The sequence below is a fragment of the Streptomyces marispadix genome, assembly GCF_022524345.1.
GTDB classification, from domain to species: Bacteria; Actinomycetota; Actinomycetes; order Streptomycetales; family Streptomycetaceae; genus Streptomyces; species Streptomyces marispadix.
Map to the genome: position 1 here is coordinate 4,313,025 of NZ_JAKWJU010000002.1, position 15,504 is coordinate 4,328,528.

General features: G+C 70.9%; 13 protein-coding genes and 1 pseudogene. 6 read left to right on the forward strand and 8 right to left on the reverse strand.

The annotated features are described in order from the left end of the window. Positions 1-66: 66 nt before the first annotated feature. From MMA15_RS18145 to MMA15_RS18155, 3 genes are all read left to right on the forward strand, one after another. Positions 67-951, forward strand: a complete 885-nt coding sequence (locus tag MMA15_RS18145; RefSeq protein ID WP_277400382.1) for a PH domain-containing protein — start codon at positions 67-69, stop codon at positions 949-951. A gap of 501 nt (positions 952-1,452) precedes the next feature. Further along, entirely contained in the window at positions 1,453-1,860 is a 408-nt protein-coding gene (locus MMA15_RS18150; RefSeq protein ID WP_241061081.1) for a hypothetical protein, read from the forward strand. Positions 1,861-2,132: 272 nt separating this feature from the next. Beyond that, positions 2,133-2,624, forward strand: coding sequence for a hypothetical protein (locus MMA15_RS18155; RefSeq protein ID WP_241061083.1), 492 nt, complete (start codon positions 2,133-2,135; stop codon positions 2,622-2,624). Between the two features lie 79 nt (positions 2,625-2,703). On the opposite strand, the gene MMA15_RS18160 is transcribed toward MMA15_RS18155, so the two are convergent. The 3 genes from MMA15_RS18160 to MMA15_RS18170 all read right to left on the reverse strand — a co-directional run bounded on the left by MMA15_RS18160 (position 2,704) and on the right by MMA15_RS18170 (position 6,406). Continuing rightward, positions 2,704-4,503: a phospho-sugar mutase gene (locus MMA15_RS18160; RefSeq protein WP_241061085.1), complete on the reverse strand. Its 1,800-nt coding sequence runs from the start codon at positions 4,501-4,503 to the stop codon at positions 2,704-2,706. A 121-nt stretch (positions 4,504-4,624) separates the two neighbouring features. Next, entirely contained in the window at positions 4,625-5,443 is an 819-nt protein-coding gene (locus MMA15_RS18165) for a purine-nucleoside phosphorylase (RefSeq protein ID WP_241061087.1), read from the reverse strand. Positions 5,444-5,968: 525 nt separating this feature from the next. Continuing rightward, complete coding sequence (locus tag MMA15_RS18170) at positions 5,969-6,406, reverse strand: gamma-glutamylcyclotransferase family protein (protein ID WP_241061089.1); 438 nt, start codon at positions 6,404-6,406, stop codon at positions 5,969-5,971. 225 nt (positions 6,407-6,631) lie between these two features. Here MMA15_RS18170 and MMA15_RS18175 point away from each other — a divergent pair, with 225 nt between their 5' ends. Both MMA15_RS18175 and MMA15_RS18180 read left to right on the forward strand, forming a co-directional pair. Beyond that, complete coding sequence (locus MMA15_RS18175; protein ID WP_241061092.1) at positions 6,632-8,092, forward strand: NAD(P)H-quinone dehydrogenase; 1,461 nt, start codon at positions 6,632-6,634, stop codon at positions 8,090-8,092. A gap of 156 nt (positions 8,093-8,248) precedes the next feature. Then, positions 8,249-9,235, forward strand: a complete 987-nt coding sequence (locus MMA15_RS18180; protein ID WP_241063273.1) for a DeoR/GlpR family DNA-binding transcription regulator — start codon at positions 8,249-8,251, stop codon at positions 9,233-9,235. A 190-nt stretch (positions 9,236-9,425) separates the two neighbouring features. Here MMA15_RS18180 and MMA15_RS18185 read toward each other — a convergent pair. Next, a pseudogene (locus MMA15_RS18185) lies at positions 9,426-11,200 on the reverse strand (acetyl/propionyl/methylcrotonyl-CoA carboxylase subunit alpha). Between the two features lie 415 nt (positions 11,201-11,615). Here MMA15_RS18185 and MMA15_RS18195 point away from each other — a divergent pair. Continuing rightward, positions 11,616-12,113 carry a hypothetical protein gene (locus MMA15_RS18195; protein ID WP_241061098.1) on the forward strand — a complete coding sequence of 166 codons (498 nt, stop codon included), beginning with the start codon at positions 11,616-11,618 and terminating at the stop codon, positions 12,111-12,113. Between the two features lie 99 nt (positions 12,114-12,212). Here MMA15_RS18195 and MMA15_RS18200 read toward each other — a convergent pair whose 3' ends face one another. The 4 genes from MMA15_RS18200 to MMA15_RS18215 all read right to left on the reverse strand — a co-directional run bounded on the left by MMA15_RS18200 (position 12,213) and on the right by MMA15_RS18215 (position 15,305). Continuing rightward, positions 12,213-12,854 carry a nucleoside triphosphate pyrophosphatase gene (locus tag MMA15_RS18200; protein ID WP_241061100.1) on the reverse strand — a complete coding sequence of 214 codons (642 nt, stop codon included), beginning with the start codon at positions 12,852-12,854 and terminating at the stop codon, positions 12,213-12,215. A gap of 271 nt (positions 12,855-13,125) precedes the next feature. Next, positions 13,126-13,263: a morphogenic membrane protein MmpB gene (gene mmpB, locus MMA15_RS18205; protein ID WP_241061102.1), complete on the reverse strand. Its 138-nt coding sequence runs from the start codon at positions 13,261-13,263 to the stop codon at positions 13,126-13,128. 165 nt (positions 13,264-13,428) lie between these two features. Next, positions 13,429-13,638: an acyl-CoA carboxylase epsilon subunit gene (locus MMA15_RS18210; RefSeq protein WP_241063274.1), complete on the reverse strand. Its 210-nt coding sequence runs from the start codon at positions 13,636-13,638 to the stop codon at positions 13,429-13,431. Between the two features lie 65 nt (positions 13,639-13,703). Further along, a complete protein-coding gene (locus MMA15_RS18215; protein WP_241061104.1) occupies positions 13,704-15,305 on the reverse strand; it encodes an acyl-CoA carboxylase subunit beta in 1,602 nt (533 codons plus the stop codon). Positions 15,306-15,504 lie beyond the last annotated feature (199 nt).

The window sequence follows — 15,504 nt, forward strand, 5'->3', positions numbered from 1 at the left end:
GGGGCGCGCAGATCGATGCCGAGCCGCAATGTCCGCCATACGGACGGTCCGGCAGAATCAGGCCTCATGAGTAGCGAGCCCCGACCCGAACGCGAGCGTGAGCCACGGAACGGGCAGGAGGACGAGGCCGCGCCCGGCGCAGGCACCGGCGAGGACGCAGGCACGGACGGCAACGCAGGCACCGGCGAGGACGCAGGCGCCACGACCGTGTCCGAGCCGAAAGGGAAGCCCGAGGCCGAGAAGCCGGAGACCGAGTCCGCGCGGGAGTCGGCGCGGGAGGCCGAGCCCGCCGCCGAGCCCGAGCCCCCCGCGTATGCCGATCGCTGCTACCGCTCGCCCGGCGCGATCGCCGGCGGGGTCCTGCTGCTCCTCCTCGCCGTGTGGCTCGGCACCGACGCCCTGCTCAACGGCGACAACCACACCCGTCTGACCGCTCTCTTCGGCCTCGTGTTCGCGGTCCCGCTCGTGGTGGCGTTCACGCTCCGCCCGGCCGTCTACGCGGGACCGCACCGGATGCGCGTACGCAATCCCTTCCGCACGATCACCGTCCCCTGGGGCAAGGTCGAGGCCCTGCGCGCCGGTTATTCCAGCGAAGTCTTCGCCGACGGCGCCAAGTATCAGCTCTGGTCGATCCCGGTCTCGCTGCGCGCCCGCAAGCGCGCGTCCCGCCGCACCGAACGCGCGGAGCGGGCCGCCGCCCGTGGTGTCGCCGTGACCGCCCCTGCCCGGCCCACGGGTCTCTTCGGGCTCGGCGGCGTGCCCGGCGGGGACGACGTGGGCGAGCAGCGTGCGCCCTCGGACCGTGCCATCGACGAACTGCGCACCCTCGCCGCGGACCACGGCGAGAACCCCGCCGCGCAGGGCGATGTCACCGTCCGCTGGGCTTACGAGATCGCGGCACCGGCCCTCGCGGGCGCCGTTGCGCTCGCGGTGCTGCTGGCCGTTTTCTGAGCACGCGCAATTCCGCGCCGAACACCGGGAATCGCGCCGTCTGTTGAGGGCGGGCGCTTTCGGCGCGGTGCCAGCGGCGCGTTCCCGTTCACGCCGTTCTCGCCCCTGTCCGTTAGCCCTCCGTCATCCCTCTGCCATCCCTTTCGTCAGCCGTCGCAAGGCCCGTAGGAGTACGGAACACCGGCCTCGTAGTGCGGCGACCCACGGCGCGCACCAGCACTCCGGCACCGCATCACAGCAGCTCACGGACGATCCCGCGAGACGCCCGCACGGCAGTCCCGCCGTTCGCTCGCGCGAGTGAATTCCCAATCGCGGGGCCCGGGTTGCCGAATCGGTTTCTCTCATCGGCGGCATAGCCCGCCACTTGATTCGGGCCGCGAATGCATATCGTCAGTCGAATCGAGTTCTCTTGTTCCGCTGCCGCTCGGCCGTGAATCTGAGCGCAAGCCCTTCGGGGGCTTTCGGCCAAGTCGGCCGGCAGCGAGAAAGCGAGAGACAGAAGTGAAGATCAAGAGAACTCTGGCAGTGCTGGGGGCGAGTGCCACGCTGGCGCTCGGGTTCGGCGGAGTGATGGCGCCTTCTGCCCAAGCACACACCACGGACCGCGGCTACGCGACCTACACGCAGACCGATCTGCGGACCGGTGCCGTACGCGGCGGGGCCGCTTTCGAGTCACCGGGCGGCACCGCCGTCCACCCGCCGGTCGCCGGAGCGGCCCTGCGCTGCTGGGACCCGTATCTCTCCGGCCGTACGTTCGCCGTCTCGTGCTCGGGGACGTACTGGCGCGTCTTCGCGGACTGCTCCAACAACCGCCGCTACATCACACCGGCGTTGAGCGGTGCGAAGCGGGTGGCCGTGTACTGCCCGGCCGGTACGCGAGCGGTGCGCGGCGGTGCATTCGGGCGCTGAGCCCGGGTCTGAGCCGTAGCCCCCGGCCCGTCGGAGACCTCGTACGAGGTCCCCGGCGGGCCTTCCTCGTCTCCTGTCCCGGGGCAGATCCCGCTCCGGCTTCGATTCCTGCCCCGGGCGGCGAGCGGCGGTCATGCGTACGAGGCCGTCAAGTCCCTGTCGAACAGCCACGGTTGCGGCATCAGAGAACGGAAAGGCATCGCGTGGGACGGCCGGCCCCGTGGCGACGCCGGAGACCGACCGGCCGCGCCGTCCGCGACAAGGGAGGGCACATGAGTGGAAGCGAGCGGAGAAGCGGTGGCGGGCCCATGGAGTGGAGCGGCAGCGTCGCAGCGCCGTGGATGCTGGTCAGCGGCGGGCTGCTGGCCGTGGCCTTCCTCGTACTGGCGTCCCTCTTCAGCGACCGCGTGCTCGTCTTCCTCGGCGCCCTCGCGGGCGCGGTCGCGCTGCTGGCCGTGGGCTCGGTGCGGGTGTCGGTGACCGGGCAGGACGTCACCGTCCGCTCGGTTGTCGTACCGCCGCTGCGGCGCCGCATACCGCTCAGCAAGGTCACGGAAGCCTTCGCCAGGAGCGCGCGGCCCATGGAGCTGGGCGGCTGGGGCTACCGCTGGCTGCCGAAGCGCAGCGCCGTCTCGCTTCGCGCGGGGGACGCGCTGTGGCTGCGGCTCGTGGGCGGCAGGGAGTTCGTCATCACCGTCGACGACGCCGAGCGCGCGGCCCGCGCCGTCAACGGCAATCTCTCCGCCCGGCCGCCGGGCGCCTGACCGCCGACGGAACAACCGCGGGGCGTACGGAGCGCACCGACAGCGACCAGCGAGGGTCCCCGCCCCCCTCAGAGCACGGTCAGAGCCCCGCCGCTGCGCCCAAGTCCGCTTTCAGCGCGGCCAGTAGCGACTCCGCGTCGGCACGCGCCTTCGCCAGCGCCGCCTGGTCCCGTACCGGGACGACGACCTCCAGATAGCACTTGAGCTTCGGTTCCGTACCGCTGGGACGTACCACCACGCGGGCTTTCTCCACGCCCGCCCGAGGGTCGCCGGCCAACTGGTAGCGCAGGCCGTCCGTCGGCGGAAGCCGGTCGGAGCCCTCGCTGAGGTCCTCGGCGGAGACGACGGCCAGACCCGCCAGCGAGACCGGCGGCGCCGACCGCAGCCGCTCCATCGCGGAGGCGATGCGGCCCAGATCGGCGACGCGCACCGAGAGCTGGTCGGTGGCGTGCAGCCCGTGCTCGACGGCCAGGTCGTCCAGCAGATCCGTCAACGAGCGGTCGGCCTGCTTGAGTTCGGCGGCCAGTTCGGCCACGAGCAGCGCCGCCGTGACGCCGTCCTTGTCGCATACGCCCTCGGGGTCGACGCAGTAACCCAGCGCCTCCTCGTACGCGTAGCGCAGTCCCTCGACGCGGCCGAGCCACTTGAAGCCGGTCAGCGTCTCCTCGTACGGCAGGTCGGCGGCGTGCGCGATCCGCGAGAGCAGCGACGAGGAGACGATCGTCGTGGCGAACGTGCCGTGAGCACGCTTGTGCACGAGATGCGTGGCCAGCAGCGCGCCCACGTCGTCGCCCCGCAGCATGCGCCAGCCGCCGTCGGCTGCCGGGTCGGGCACGGCGACGGCGCAGCGGTCGGCGTCCGGGTCGTTGGCGATGACGAGGTCCACCGGGCCGGTGGACGCGGACGTCTCGCACGCCGTGTCGAAGGCGAGGTCCATGGCGCCGGGCTCCTCCGGGTTGGGGAAGGAGACCGTCGGGAAGTCCGGGTCGGGCACGGCCTGGCGGCGCACCGCGACCGGCTCGGGGAAGCCCGCGCGGCGGAAGGCGGCGAGCACGGTGTCCGAGCCCACGCCGTGCAGAGCGGTGTGCACGATCCGCAGGTCCCGGGGCGTGCCCTCGGTCAGCACCGCGCCCGTACGGGCCAGATAGCTCTCGACGATGTCCTCGCCGAGCACCTCCCAGCCGGACTCGGGGAGCGGCACGCCCGCGAGGGGGCCGACCGCGTCGATTCGTGCGGCGATGGCCGCGTCGACGGGCGGGACGATCTGCGAGCCCGCACCGCCGAGATAGACCTTGTAGCCGTTGTCGCGCGGCGGGTTGTGGCTGGCGGTGACCATGACGCCGGCGGCGGCCCTCAAGTGCCGTACGGCGTAGGCGAGTACGGGCGTGGGCAGCGGACGCGGCAGCAGCACGGCACGCAGTCCGGCGCCGGTCATCACGGAAGCGGTGTCGCGGGCGAAGTCGTGGCTCTTGTGGCGGGCGTCGTAGCCGATGACGACGAGCCCGGGGCGCTCCCCGGCTCCTTCTTCGGTCCCGTCCCCGGCCTCGTGGGCGCCCGGCCGACGTTCGTCTGCGGACCCGGGCCGCCCCCGCCGCTGTGCCCGCTGCTGTGCTCGCTCCTGTGCCTCGTCGTGCAGGTACGCGGCAAGCCCGGCCGCCGCACGGATCACGACGGAACGGTTCATCCGCATCGGCCCGGCGCCCAGTTCACCGCGGAGCCCTGCCGTACCGAACTGGAGGGTCCCCGCGAAGCGCGCCGCCAGCTCCGCCCGGTCCTCGACCTCGATGAGCTTCGCCAGCTCCTCACGGGTCTCCGGGTCCGGGTCCTCTGCGTGCCAGTCCCGGGCGCGGGCGAGAAGTTCCGTCACATCGTCCTGCACAGCTCTGCCTCTCTCTTCCGTACCGCGGTACGACGGCCCCGCCGTGGCGCGGAGCCGGTGCCCGCCGGCGGTCACCGGTACGCGGGGTGCCGGTGTGCCCGAGCCCCAGGCGCCGGACCGGTCACATCCGGTTCAGCACCCGCGCCAGCAGCGACCCCATGCGGGCGGCCGATTCACGGCCCGCCTGAAGCACTTCCTCATGGTTGAGAGGTTCACCCGTCATGCCCGCGGCGAGATTCGTCACGAGAGAGATGCCCAGCACCTCGGCCCCCGCCTCGCGTGCCGCGATCGCCTCCAGCACGGTGGACATCCCCACCAGGTCCCCGCCGATCGCACGGACCATGTTGATCTCGGCGGGCGTCTCGTAGTGGGGCCCGGGGAACTGGACGTAGACGCCCTCTTCGAGTGACGGCTCGACCTCCTGGCAGAGGGCGCGCAGCCGGGACGAGTACAGGTCGGTGAGGTCGACGAAGTTGGCGCCGACGATGGGGGAGGTGGCTGTGAGGTTGATGTGATCCTTGATCAGCACGGGCTGCCCGGGGACCATGTCGCCGCGCAGACCGCCGCAGCCGTTGGTGAGCACGACGGTCTTGCAGCCCGCGGCCACGGCCGTACGGACCCCGTGCGTGACGGCGGCGACACCGCGGCCCTCGTAGTAGTGGGTCCGGCCGAGGAAGACCAGCACCCGCTTGTCGCCCAGCTCATGGGAGCGCACGGTGCCCGCGTGGCCCTCCACGGCAGGCGGGGGGAAGCCAGGCAGCTCCGTCACCGGGAACTCGGACTCGGGCGCCCCGAGCGCGTCCGCGGCGGGCACCCATCCGGAGCCCATCACGAGGACGACGTCGTGGCTGTCCGCACCGGTCAGCTCCCGCAGCCGGACGGCTGCGGAATCGGCGGAACGGTACGGATCGTCGGCGGTGTTCGATACGGATTCGTTCACGCGATGAGCGTAGCGGTTTCGAGCCTACGCGCGTAGAGGACTCCGTAGGTACGTGTGCTCGCGTGGCGCATTCACGGCGGCGAAGCGGGACCCGGGTGCACGCCCGCGCGGGGACGGTCCGAGGAGTCGCGGCGGGCGCCGGAAACGCCTTGACGTGCTGCTACGTGCGTCGGTGCGGGGCGCGGCCGGGCCGGTGGCGAGCGCGGGGGCGTGTCCCGGTGGGCCGGAGCCCCTTCGCGGTCCCCTCGGCAAGGTCGTGAGCGAGGCCGAAACGCACACTGCCGGAATTCCTCGGTCCCTCGCCGGAGTACGAGAAACGCGTCGGCCTCCGCGTGCGGCCCGGCCGCTCCGGCCCCTTCTCTCGCCGTACGGTGCCGCGACGACGGTGACCTTCCTGACGGGCCGTCGGGCCGCCGGGTCGTCAGGTCGTCGGTCGTCAAGCCGTCAAGCCGCCGGGCGGTCGTGCTGCCGGGCCGTCAGGCCGCGGGCGGCTCCGGTCCGAGCGGGCGCACGGACGCGTGCGGCTCAGCAGGGCCGCTTGCGGATCTCCATCACGTAGTCGTGGGGTGCGCCCGCGGATTCGGCCGCGTCCGCGATGTCGCCGAGGTAGCGCGCGGAGGGGAGGCCGCCCTCGTAGCCGTTGAGGACGTAGCACCAGGCCGTCACTTCGCCGTCCAGCGTGTGGACCCGCAGCTTCGTACGCCGGTAGATGCTCATGCCGACGCCCTCCCAGCGGTCCAGCGACTCCTCGTCCATGGGCGCGATGTCGTACAGCGCCACGAAGATCTCCGACGCCGGCGCCTCGACGACCGTGGCCAGCGCGCCCTCCCAGCCCATCTGCTCGCCGCCGAACGTCAGCCGCCAGCCGGTGACCCATCCGGTGCCGCGCAGCGGGGAGTGCGGGGCTCGGCGCGACATCAGCCGCGCGTCGAGGTTCGCGGCGTAAGCGGCGTAGAGGGACATGACGACGAGGGTACGGGAGTCCCTCGCCGGGTCGGTGGTGGCGAGTGGGGTGGCGCATCCGTACCTCGACCACCGGCCGGCCCGGCCCCTGAACACCCCCTTGATCGGGCCCTGGAGCGGCACCGTGCACGGCTGAGTGAACGGCTCCCGTACGGCGCTGGGGCGGGCTCCCGGACCGTCGCCCTCATGGCCCCCGCACCCGCCCGGCCCCGCCCGTGCGGGACAATGGGCCATGTGACTCGGATCGTGATCATCGGTGGCGGACCCGGCGGCTATGAGGCCGCACTCGTAGCGGCGCAGCTCGGCGCCGAAGTGACCGTCGTGGACTGCGACGGCCTGGGAGGCGCGTCGGTCCTCACCGACTGCGTGCCCTCCAAGACCCTGATCGCCACGGCCGAGGTCATGACGAACTTCGACTCCTCCTACGAGGAGCTGGGCATCCGCGTCGAGGACAGCACGCACGACCCGGACGACCCCGCCCGCGTCGTGGGCGTCGACCTCGGCAAGGTCAACCGCAGGGTGAAGCGCCTCGCGCTGGCGCAGTCCCACGACATCGTCGCGGCCGTGACGCGTGCCGGCGTAAGGGTGCTGCGCGGCCGGGGAAGGCTGGAGCCCTCGCGGGCGCCGGACGGTTCGCGGCAGGTCGTGGTCACGCCGACCGGCGACGCCGCGGGCGAGCCCGAGGAGCGGCTGGCGGCCGATGCCGTGCTGGTCGCGACCGGCGGTCATCCCCGTGAGATCCCGGACGCCAAGCCGGACGGCGAGCGGATCCTCAACTGGAAGCAGGTCTACGACCTCGACGAGCTGCCCGAGGAGCTGATCGTGGTCGGCTCCGGAGTCACCGGGGCCGAATTCGCGGGCGCCTACCGGGCGTTGGGCTCGCACGTCACCCTCGTCTCCTCCCGTGACCGGGTGCTGCCCGGTGAGGACCCGGATGCGGCGGCCGTGCTGGAGGACGTCTTCAGGCGGCGCGGCATGAATGTGATGGCGCGTTCCCGTGCGGCCTCCGCGAGGCGCGTCGGGGACAAGGTCGAGGTGGAGTTGCAGGACGGCCGCACCATCACGGGAAGCCACTGCCTCGTCGCCGTCGGCGCGGTCCCCAACACCGCGGACATGGGCCTGGAGGAGGCCGGGGTGCGGCTGAAGGACTCCGGGCACATCTGGACCGACAAGGTCTCCCGTACGTCGGCGCCCGGTGTGTACGCGGCGGGCGACTGCACGGGCGTGTTCGCGCTCGCGTCGGTCGCGGCGATGCAGGGCCGTATCGCGATGTACCACTTCCTCGGGGAGACGGTCACGCCGCTCAATCTGAAGGCGGTCTCGTCGAACGTCTTCACCGATCCGGAGATCGCCACCGTCGGCTACAGCCAGGCGGACGTGGACGAGGGACGGATGGACGCCTGGTCCGTGAAGCTGCCGCTGCTGCGCAATCCGCGGGCGAAGATGCAGGGCATCAGGGACGGTTTCGTGAAGCTGTTCTGCCGGCCGGGCACGGGCATCGTGGTCGGCGGGGTCGTGGTGGCTCCGCGGGCGAGCGAGCTGATCCATCCGCTGTCGGTGGCGGTGGACAACAACCTCACGGTGGGGCAGATCGCCAACACCTTCACCGTGTACCCGTCGTTGACCGGCTCGATCGGCGAGGTCGCGCGGCAGTTGCACACGCGGAAGACGGCTCAGGACGGCTGAACCGTCCGGACAGTTCGTCCGTTTCTTTCTATATCATGCGGCAAGTTCAGCTATGGGCAGCTTCCAATAATCGACGAAAACTGCTGAAAGCAGACGGTCGTTGGGGTTACTGTCAGTTCCGTGTTCGCTGCAGAACGTCGCCAACTCATCCTGGAAATGGTGCGCGCCAACGGAGCCGTCTCGCTCCGTGAGCTCGCCCGCGTCGTCCAGACCTCCGAAGTGACCGTGCGCCGGGACGTACGGGCCCTGGAGGCAGAAGGGCTGCTGGACCGCCGGCACGGCGGAGCGGTACTGCCCGGAGGCTTCACCCGCGAGACCGGCTTCCCTCAGAAGTCGCATACGGCGACCGCGGAGAAGACGGCGATCGCCGATCTCGCCGCCGGACTCGTCGAGGAGGGCGAGGCCATCGTGGTCGGTGCGGGCACCACCACGCAGGAGCTCGCGCGCCGCCTGGCCCGTGTGCCCGGCCTGACGGTGGTGACCAACTCCCTGCTCGTGGCACAGGCGTTGGCGCACGCCAACCGTGTCGAGGTGGTGATGACGGGAGGCACTCTGCGCGGCTCCAACTACGCGCTGGTCGGCAGCGGAGCCGAGCAGTCACTGCAAGGGCTGCGTGTCTCGCGTGCCTTCCTCTCGGGCAGCGGGCTGACCGCGGAGCGCGGCCTGTCCACCTCCAACATGCTCTCGGCCAGCGTCGACAGGGCCCTGGTGCAGGCCGCGTCGGAGGTCGTCGTCCTCGCGGACCACACCAAGCTCGGTACGGACACGATGTTCCAGACGGTCCCCACGGACGTCATGACGCGCCTGGTGACCGACAAGCCGCCGCCCCAAGAGGACCGCGCCGGTACGGAGTTGCAGGCGCTGGCCGACCAGGGCGTGCAGATCACCGTCGCCGGGATGTCACCGGGTGGAGCCGCCGAGGCGCAGGCTCCGGTGCCGGGCGGACCCGGGGGGCGCGGCAGCCGCGGGGAGAAGTCTCAGGAAGGGGCGGGCAGACGCGATGTGCCGATGCCCGGCCAGCGGCGCAATGTGCCGCCGGGCGGCGGCAGTTCGGCACCGCCGCAGTTGCGCAGCGCGCCGTCGCTTCCCGAACAGCCGTCCGTGGGCGGGCGCGTGGCGGATCTCGCTCCCAGGCGCCGCTGAACTCCCGCCCGTAGCCGTACGAATGACGAGCAGGGCGAGTTCCGGCCCTGTACGCGAGACGAAGCGCAGACAGGAAGCGCAGATCAGGAAGAGCAGAAACGAAGCGCCCGCCGCGCCCCGATGAGGGAGCGGCGGGTGCCTGCGGTGTGCCCGCGTCTGGTTCAGCGGTCCCGGACCGCGCTCACCGTGCTCAGTCCTTGATCTCGCAGATGACGGTGCCTGCGGAGAGGGAGTTGCCGACCTCGGCGCGGAGGTCCTTGACGGTGCCGGTGCGGTGGGCGTTGAGGGGTTGTTCCATCTTCATCGCTTCGAGCACGACGACGAGTTCGCCTTCTTCGACGTGCTGGCCCTCTTCGACGGCGACCTTGACGATGGTGCCTTGCATGGGGGAGGCGAGGGCGTCGCCGGATGAGGCGCTGCCGGTCTTCTTCGCCGCCTTCCGCTTCGGCTTCTTCCCGGCGCCGGCGGCGGGTGCGGCCGTGACGCCCAGGGAGGAGGGAAGGGAGACCTCCAGGCGCTTGCCGCCGACTTCGACGACGACGGTCTCACGTGTGCCCTCGTCGTCTTCGGTGTCGGTGCCCGGCGCGGTGAACGGGGCGATGTCGTTGACGAATTCCGTCTCGATCCAGCGGGTGTGGACGTCGAACGGGGCGTCTTCGCGACCGTTGACCTCGGGGGCGAAGGCGGGGTCGGTGACGACGGTGCGGTGGAAGGGCAGGGCGGTGGCCATGCCCTCGACGGTGAATTCTCCCAGCGCCCGCGCGGCTCGTTGCAGGGCCTGGCGGCGGGTGGCGCCGGTGACGATCAGCTTGGCCAGCAGTGAGTCCCAGGCGGGGCCGATGACCGAGCCGGACTCCACGCCCGCGTCCAGCCGCACGCCGGGGCCCGAAGGCGGGGCGAAGGTGGTGACGGTGCCGGGCGCGGGGAGGAAGTTGCGGCCGGGGTCCTCGCCGTTGATACGGAACTCGAAGGAGTGGCCGCGCAGTTCGGGGTCGTCGTAGTCGAGGCGTTCGCCGTCGGCGATGCGGAACATCTCGCGGACGAGGTCGATGCCGGTGACTTCCTCGGTGACGGGGTGTTCGACCTGGAGGCGTGTGTTGACTTCGAGGAAGGAGATGGTTCCGTCCTGGCCGACGAGGAATTCGCAGGTGCCGGCGCCTTGGTAGCCGGCCTCCCGCAAAATGGCCTTCGACGCGCGGTACAGCTCGGCGTTCTGCTCCGCCGTCAGGAACGGGGCGGGGGCTTCCTCCACGAGCTTCTGGTGGCGGCGCTGGAGCGAGCAGTCGCGTGTGGAGACCACGACGACGTTGCCGAACTTGTCGGCCAGGCACTGGGTTTCGACGTGGCGGGGCCGGTCGAGGTAGCGCTCGACGAAGCATTCGCCGCGGCCGAAGGCGGCGACGGCTTCGCGGACCGCCGAGTCGTAGAGTTCCTCGACTTCGTCCAGGGAGCGTGCGACTTTCAGGCCGCGTCCGCCGCCGCCGAAGGCGGCTTTGATGGCGATGGGCAGGCCGTGTTCCTCGGCGAAGGCCACGACTTCGCTTCGGCGCCGGAGACGGGGTCTTTGGTGCCGGCGACCAGCGGTGCGCCGGCGGCCTGGGCGATGTGGCGGGCGGCGACTTTGTCGCCGAGCTGGCGGATGGCGTCCGGAGGCGGGCCGATCCAGGTGAGGCCGGCGTCGAGGACGGCCTGGGCGAAGTCGGCGTTCTCGGAGAGGAATCCGTAGCCGGGGTGGATGGCGTCGGCGCCGGAATCGGCCGCGGCCTTGAGCACCTTGCTCATGTCGAGGTAGCTGGCCGCGGGGGTGTCACCGCCCAGAGCGAACGCCTCGTCCGCGACCCGGACATGCAGTGCGTCCCGGTCAGGTTCGGCATAGACGGCGACGCTCGCGATCCCCGCATCCCGGCAGGCACGGGCGACGCGAACAGCGATTTCGCCGCGGTTGGCGATGAGCACCTTGCGCACGATGTCTCCCTACTTGGCGCTGCGCCGCAAGAGGATTAGAAGTGGTGAGTGTGCTCAGAGAGTTTAGGTACTGGCGACACCACCAGCCGAGGCGCCCACGGGCGTGAGCTTTCCCACACGGACCGTGACGTGCGGCCGTCACGGTCCTGCGTGTTCCCCGTCATCCCAAGGTACGCCGGGATTCGTGTGAAGCTCGGGGATCTTCGGATGTGGTCAAGGTCTCCGCAGCGCACAGCCTGGCGGGTGCGCCGGTCTTTGTGGGGTTCCTATGAAACGCGGGGGGAAACTTTGCTTCGCGCCGGGGCTCTTGCCCGCTGTGATACCCGTAAGTAGCGTTCGCGGTGCCATGGCGACGTACTCCAGGTAACGAAACACATCGGTCATGGCCGGTGAAAAGCGGAAGAGGGTGGGCGAGGTGGGGCTCCGACGGTCGGTGGCCGCAGCCGCGGCGCTGATACTGGTGATCGAGGCGGTCGGCATCGTTCTGCTGAACATCTTTCTCGGCATGGTCGTCGACGAACAGCAGATGTCCATGGCCGGGCTCGAACCTCGCTCGATGTCGCTGTCGGCGGTGGTGGCGGGCGCGCTCTTCGGGGCGTATCTCCTGCTCTGCGCGCTGGTGTTGGCCCGTACCGCGATCCGCGACAAAGCGCCCGCCGGGCTGCTGCGCATCGTGCTGATCAGCGCCGCCGTGGTGCACGGACTGCTGGGGGCCGCCTCGGTGGGACTGGTCGGCTGGGTGGCGTTCCTGTTCATGATGGTGGTGCTGGGGCTGATCGTCTGGTCGCTGCTGTCGTACAGCGTCGAAGAGGGCGTGGCGGAAGGCGGTTCGGGGACTGCCCCGGCCGACTCGGCCCCCTCCGGTCCCTCGGACGCACCGGGCGGCCCGCATCCGGAGCCGTCGGCGCCGTAGGACGGCTGTTCGCCGCGCCGTGGTCAACCGGCGTATGTGCCATGCCGTTCGGGCCGCACCGATCTGCCGCCCCCGAGGGTCGCTACGCGGTGCGGACGCTCACGACCACAGATCGGTGACGGCCACGTCGAGCCGCGCGAGGAGTTCGCGGAGCAGCGGCAGCGACAGCCCGATCACGGTCCCGTGGTCGCCCTCGATGCCCTTGACGAACGGCGCCGAGTGCCCGTCGAGCGTGAACGCGCCTGCCACATGCACGGGTTCGCCCGTGGCCACATAGGCGGCGATCTCCTCGTCGGTCGGCTCGCCGAAGTGAACCGTGGTCGAAGCCGTCGCCGAAGTCTCCCTGCCGTCAAGGGTGTCGATCACGCAGTGCCCGGTCCGAAGTACGCCGGAGCGCCCGCGCATCGCCTTCCAGCGGGCGGTCGCCTCCTCGGCGTCGGCGGGCTTGCCCAGGGGCTCTCCGTCCAGTTCCAGCACCGAGTCGCAGCCCACGACGAGCGCGTCCGCCGCCTGCGGAAGTGCGGCGACCGCGCGGGCCTTCGCCTCGGCCAGTACGCGGGCGAGTTCGCCCGGGGTCGGCGCCGACAGCGCGTCCTCGTCGACTCCGCTGACGATCACCTGGGGTGCGAAACCGGACTGCCGCAGCAGCCCCAGCCGGGCGGGGGAGGCGGATGCGAGAACGAGGCGGCGTGCGGGAGTCGCCGGTCGCCGCTGTGCGGAGCGCGAAGTCGGGGAGGCCATGCCCGCAATCGTAGGCAACGGTCGACGTAGGCCGCTCGCCCTCCGGTCAGGCCGGCGGCCGGGCGGGGCCGGGTGTGCGGCAGTGCCCCGCGCTCACGCCGATCACGAGGGTCACGGGATCGCGAAGGTCACGAGGGTCATGGGATCGCGAAGGTCCAGCGTCACGCGATCACGAGTGGGTCGCGTGATCATGCCCTACGCCCCAACGCCCGTGCCCTGCCCGTGAGTACGAGCGTGCGCGGGCGTACGACCATCATGCGTCCGGTGCCCGTCATGCGTCCGGCCGCACGTTGGCAAGCACGAAGGACGCGATGATGACGACGGGCAGCAGCCAGTAGAGGCGCCGCAGCATCGCCAGGGTCGCGCGCATCTCCTTCGGAGGCTCGTCACGGGGGTCGGACCACAGCATGATTCCCATGCTGCGTGGGGCGCGGCGGGGCGCGCCTGAGTACGCGTACTCATTCGTGCCCGGCCTTCCGGCCGTCCGGCTCGCAACGGAGCGGAACCCGCCCCGGCGGCGGCCCGGTCGAGCAGGGCTTGCGCGCCGCCGCCCGCGGGGCCGGACGCAGGCACCTCAGGCAGGCCAGTACGTCGTACGCCACGCCTTGGGCCCCGGATGCGGCACGCGCCTGGGCACCGTACGAGCGGGGTCGGACCACTCCTGAGCAGTACGCACGGCAGGCGCCTCGGACGCCATCGCGGCCGCCCGCGCCCGCACCACCGCGAGCGCGGCTGCCAGCTCCTCGGGGGTCGGATTGCCCCGCACCACCTTGACCGGCGGCATGGGCGGGTGCTCTCCGCGCTCCTCCGTCGTCTCCGTCGTCGGGTCGAGCATGGCGAACGGCCTCCTCACAGCGGGATGTTGCCGTGCTTCTTCGGGGGGAGCTGTTCCCGCTTGGAGCGCAGCGTGCGCAGACCACGGGTGATGTGGCGGCGGGTCTCGGACGGCATGATCACAGCGTCCACATACCCGCGTTCGGCCGCGGCATACGGATTCAGCAGCGCGTCCTCGTACTCTTGCGTCAACTCCGCGCGCAGCGCCTCGCGTTCGTCCTCGTCCTCCACGCCCGCGAGCCGCTTGCGGTAGAGGATGTTGACCGCTCCCTGCGCTCCCATGACGGCGATCTGCGCCGTGGGCCAGGCGAAGTTGAGGTCGGCGCCGAGGTGCTTGGAGCCCATGACGTCGTACGCGCCGCCGAACGCCTTCCGCGTGATGACCGTGACCAGCGGCACCGTCGCCTCCGCGTAGGCGTAGATGAGCTTGGCGCCGCGGCGGATGATGCCGTCGTACTCCTGGTCGGTGCCCGGCAGGAAGCCCGGCACGTCGACGAAGGTGATGACGGGGACGTTGAAGGCGTCGCAGGTGCGCACGAAGCGCGCCGCCTTCTCGCTCGCGTCGATGTTGAGGCAACCGGCGAACTGAAGCGGCTGGTTGGCGACGACGCCCACCGACTGGCCCTCGATCCGCCCGAAGCCGGTGATGATGTTCGGCGCGAACAGCGCCTGCGTCTCCAGGAATTCGCCGTCGTCCAGCACGTGCTCGATCGCGGAGTGCATGTCGTACGGCTGGTTCGCGGAGTCGGGGATCAGCGTGTCGAGTTCGCGGTCCTCGTCGGAGGTCTCCAGGTCCGCCTCCTCGGGGAAGACGGGCGGCTCGGAGAGGTTGTTGGAGGGCAGGTAGGACAGCAGCGCCTTGACGTACTCGACGGCGTCCTTCTCGTCGCCCGACATGTGGTGCGCGACGCCCGAAGTGGCGTTGTGCGTACGGGCTCCGCCCAGCTCCTCGAAGCCGACGTCCTCGCCGGTCACCGTCTTGATGACGTCGGGCCCGGTGATGAACATGTGCGAGGTCTGGTCGACCATCACCGTGAAGTCGGTGATCGCCGGCGAGTAGACCGCGCCTCCCGCGCAGGGGCCGACGATGAGGCTGATCTGCGGTACGACACCCGAAGCGTGCACGTTCCTGCGGAAGATCTCCGCGAACAGGCCCAGCGCGACGACGCCTTCCTGGATACGGGCGCCGCCGCCGTCGTTGATGCCGATGATCGGGCAGCCGTTCTTCAGCGCGAAGTCCATGACCTTGACGATCTTCTCGCCGTAGACCTCGCCGAGGGAGCCGCCGAAGATCGTGAAGTCCTGCGAGTAGACGCACACGGGACGGCCGTCGACCGTGCCGTATCCCGTGACGACGCCGTCGCCGTACGGACGGTTCTTCTCCAGGCCGAAGTTGGTCGAGCGGTGGCGTGCGAACTCGTCCAGCTCCGTGAAGCTTCCCTCGTCGAGCAGCAGGTCGACCCGCTCACGCGCGGTCAGCTTGCCCTTCGCGTGCTGCTTCTCCACCGCTCGCTGCGAGCCCGCGTGAGTCGCCTCGGCGGCACGGCGTTCGAAGTCCGCGATCTTCCCCGCGGTCGTGTGGATGTCAGGGCTCTCCTGCTCGGACTGCTCGGACATCGGCGTGGGGCTCCTACTCGTCAGCGTGCGGCTACCGGTTCGTAGGCTATCCGCGAAGAGCCCTTTCGGCGGTGCGGCGTTGGCCACACTGGGGCTTCGGGGCCAGTACGTACGGGTGCGGTCGTCGAAGGGCCCGCTCGTACGGACCGTTCTCGCGGATCGTTCTGACGGGCAGTGCGTACGGCCTGTGCGCCTGGGC

What these genes read in the sequence shown, in the direction of transcription:
- MMA15_RS18145 (WP_277400382.1), top strand. Translation starts at nt 67, where the DNA reads ATGAGTAGCGAGCCCCGACCCGAACGCGAGCGTGAGCCACGGAACGGG.
- MMA15_RS18155 (WP_241061083.1), top strand. Translation starts at nt 2,133, where the DNA reads ATGAGTGGAAGCGAGCGGAGAAGCGGTGGCGGGCCCATGGAGTGGAGC.
- MMA15_RS18170 (WP_241061089.1), bottom strand. Translation starts at nt 6,406, where the DNA reads ATGTCCCTCTACGCCGCTTACGCCGCGAACCTCGACGCGCGGCTGATG.
- MMA15_RS18175 (WP_241061092.1), top strand. Translation starts at nt 6,632, where the DNA reads ATGGGCCATGTGACTCGGATCGTGATCATCGGTGGCGGACCCGGCGGC.
- MMA15_RS18180 (WP_241063273.1), top strand. Translation starts at nt 8,249, where the DNA reads ATGGTGCGCGCCAACGGAGCCGTCTCGCTCCGTGAGCTCGCCCGCGTC.
- MMA15_RS18200 (WP_241061100.1), bottom strand. Translation starts at nt 12,854, where the DNA reads ATGGCCTCCCCGACTTCGCGCTCCGCACAGCGGCGACCGGCGACTCCC.
- mmpB (WP_241061102.1), bottom strand. Translation starts at nt 13,263, where the DNA reads ATGCTGTGGTCCGACCCCCGTGACGAGCCTCCGAAGGAGATGCGCGCG.
- MMA15_RS18210 (WP_241063274.1), bottom strand. Translation starts at nt 13,638, where the DNA reads ATGCCGCCGGTCAAGGTGGTGCGGGGCAATCCGACCCCCGAGGAGCTG.
- MMA15_RS18215 (WP_241061104.1), bottom strand. Translation starts at nt 15,305, where the DNA reads ATGTCCGAGCAGTCCGAGCAGGAGAGCCCTGACATCCACACGACCGCG.